2 protein-coding genes and 1 pseudogene are annotated in these 2,592 nt (G+C 50.5%); all 3 read right to left on the bottom strand.

Translation table 11 applies throughout. From position 1 onward, the window contains the following. Nucleotides 1-931 precede the first annotated feature (931 nt). A complete protein-coding gene (locus QZ516_RS12720; protein WP_297190520.1) occupies nt 932-2,239 on the bottom strand; it encodes an ABC transporter permease in 1,308 nt (435 codons plus the stop codon). 13 nt (nt 2,240-2,252) lie between these two features. Further along, a complete protein-coding gene (locus QZ516_RS12715; RefSeq protein ID WP_297190517.1) occupies nt 2,253-2,405 on the bottom strand; it encodes a hypothetical protein in 153 nt (50 codons plus the stop codon). 45 nt (nt 2,406-2,450) lie between these two features. Next, nucleotides 2,451-2,534 (bottom strand): annotated as a pseudogene (locus QZ516_RS12710) (ATP-binding cassette domain-containing protein); the annotation flags it as partial. Nucleotides 2,535-2,592 lie beyond the last annotated feature (58 nt).

The raw sequence follows: 2,592 nt of genomic DNA, 5'->3' as shown, positions 1-2,592 counted from the left end.
AAAAGTCTTTTTTTTCAAGCAGAAGACGGCATACGGGATAGGAGTCCGTCTCGTGGGCTCGGAGATGTGTATAAGAGACAGGTCATCGCATTATCGGGAATGAAAGTGATTGTACGGGTCTGTTCGAAGGTCTGATTTTCCCGTAATACCCGGGTGTCATTTTGCGCAGCAAGAGTTTCCTCTACCCGTGGCAGGTTCTCGTCGCGATACCCTGGCTCATGACGAACCAGGTAGTAGTTTCCCCCATCCAGTTCAATTTCCGGATAGATCACAGAGTTTTCTGCAAAGTCGGCACTTGGCCAGGGAACCTGCAGTCTCTCGACAATGCCTTTGATCTGCAATGCCGTGTCATCGGCAGCGTAAAAAATTCGACCTATTGTGGTTTCCGCTGCGTCATCCGGGTAAAGCGCTTCTGCCATCGCACGGGTGACAATGACTGAAGTGTCTGTTCTGGCCGTGCCGGGTTCATGTCGAACAATTTCATTCGGCGAAAAATTCTCTCCGGCGATCAGCTCCAGCCCCATCGTTGAAATCGCATGATCGTCACTTCTGTATTGTGCCGCCATCACGGCCAGCTCCAAACGACCGGGTTCAACCATATACCCATTTGATGAGCCGCTGCTACTAACGGGTATTGCATTAATGACGGTAGCATCGGCTACCCCCGTCATTCCTCTTAACACTCTCAAGTCATTATCTGTGGTTGCTTCGGCATTAAAACTTTCACCGTACCCGATGGAGAGGATATGAGTTATATTCGCCTCATCCAGACCACTTGGTTTCGTCATGTGTTGTGAGCGCTCCTGAATGATGTAAATGGCATTGACGATCACGGTCAGTGTCACCATGATTTGTAGTGCGATCAGTAAGGCGCCGGTTTTATTACGCAGTAATGATCTTAGTATCGGTCCGAATTCCATATGAATGCTCCTTACTGCGTTTTCAGATGAATGGCAGGGTTAATCCGGCTGGTACGCCAGATCGGGTAAAGACCGGCAAAGACGCCGCTGATAATGGCAAGGCCAACGGTAGTCATCGCCATCGTCATATCAATGCCGAGCCAGTCGAGAGGGATATCACCACTTAACAAGATCTTGACGCCTTCCATGCCCAGTACGGCAAAACCAAGCCCAAGCAGTCCACCAATTGTGCCAAGTACACCGGTTTCGATGGTGTGTTGAATCATCAATGATGATTTGTTGGCTCCCAGCGCCTGGCGAACACCCAGTTCAGCCGATTTTCCCAGGAACTTGGCCAGCAACAATCCTACGGTGTTGAGCAGACAAACGGCTAACAACAGGCCCGCCAGTACGGTAAGAACCTTGATTTCGTTGGGGAGTGCTTCCTGCTCTTCCATCCATTCAATGACATTGAACAGACGTTTATCGACAGGAACCCGCATCCGCCCAAAAGCACGCTGTTCTTCAACATAACTGTTCAGAAATGACTGATATTCATTGAAAGCGTTCTGATCCGGCAATTGCACCCAATACTGTATCCAGGCACACTCAGCATTCAGGAAAGCCTGAAAGTCGTCACCTTCCGGTGGTGCCCAGCAGTTGGTATTACCAGACCTCCTTAATTCCTGGGAAGCAATGAGGTGCCAGGGCACATAAACTTCTTCACTGACATTAAACTGACCATTGTTAAGGTCGTAGAATTTCGGAATTGGCTGCCACTCATCAAGCACGCCGACGATGGTGAATACCAGGCCACCAAGATCCAGGTTTCTGCCGACTGAATTTTCGCCACCAAACAGGCGATCATTCATGTCCCGGGAAAGGACAACAACCTGCTCCCCATTACTGTCACTTTCTGCGCCCCAGGGGCCGCCATACAGGAAAGGCACGTCAAACATGGTGAAGAAATCACTGAGTGCGCCTCGGCCGTTAGCAAAAAATGGCGCAATATTCTGGCTTGGTGGTTCAATCGCTTCAGAGAATCTTGAAGTGGCGGTGCGTGGGTAATCAAAAGGCGCTTCCAGCATGGCCATCGCATCACGGTATGTCAGTTGTGGTGGAGGCTCAAACGCTGAAATAGCAGGATCGCCATAATCAAACTGTATGTGGTATAGCTGATCACTCTTCTGAGGAATAGGATCGCCGCCCATGATGTAGGTCAGGGTATATACAACCATAAAGGCGCCGATACCCACCGCGATTGCCAGGACCATCAGTGAGCTGAGTACGGTGTTGCGACGGTAGCTGAGTAAAGCCAGCTTGATATAATAAAAAAACATGATTTACCCTCTCTCAGGCTACCGCTGCTGTGCTGCGGCGTGCGTCATCGCGGATCTGGCCGTCCAGGATGTCAATGTTTCTGCGACTGTTCTGGGCCAGTACAGGGTCGTGTGTCACCATAATGATGGTAGTGCCTTTGGCATTAATTTCATGCAGCAATGACATAACGCCTGCTGCTGTTTTTGAATCCAGGTTACCGGTTGGCTCATCAGCCAGCAGGAATCTGGGGCTGCCTGCCAGTGCGCGAGCAATGGCAACACGTTGTTGTTGACCACCGGAAAGTTGCGCAGGCAGGTGCTTGCCTGTCTCTTATACACATCTCCGAGCCCACGAGACGGACTCCTATCTCGTA

Origin of the sequence: uncultured Porticoccus sp. (assembly GCF_913061305.1) — a bacterium.
Classification (GTDB): Bacteria; Pseudomonadota; Gammaproteobacteria; order Pseudomonadales; family Porticoccaceae; genus Porticoccus.
This window is presented reverse-complemented; position numbering and strand designations above follow the sequence as displayed.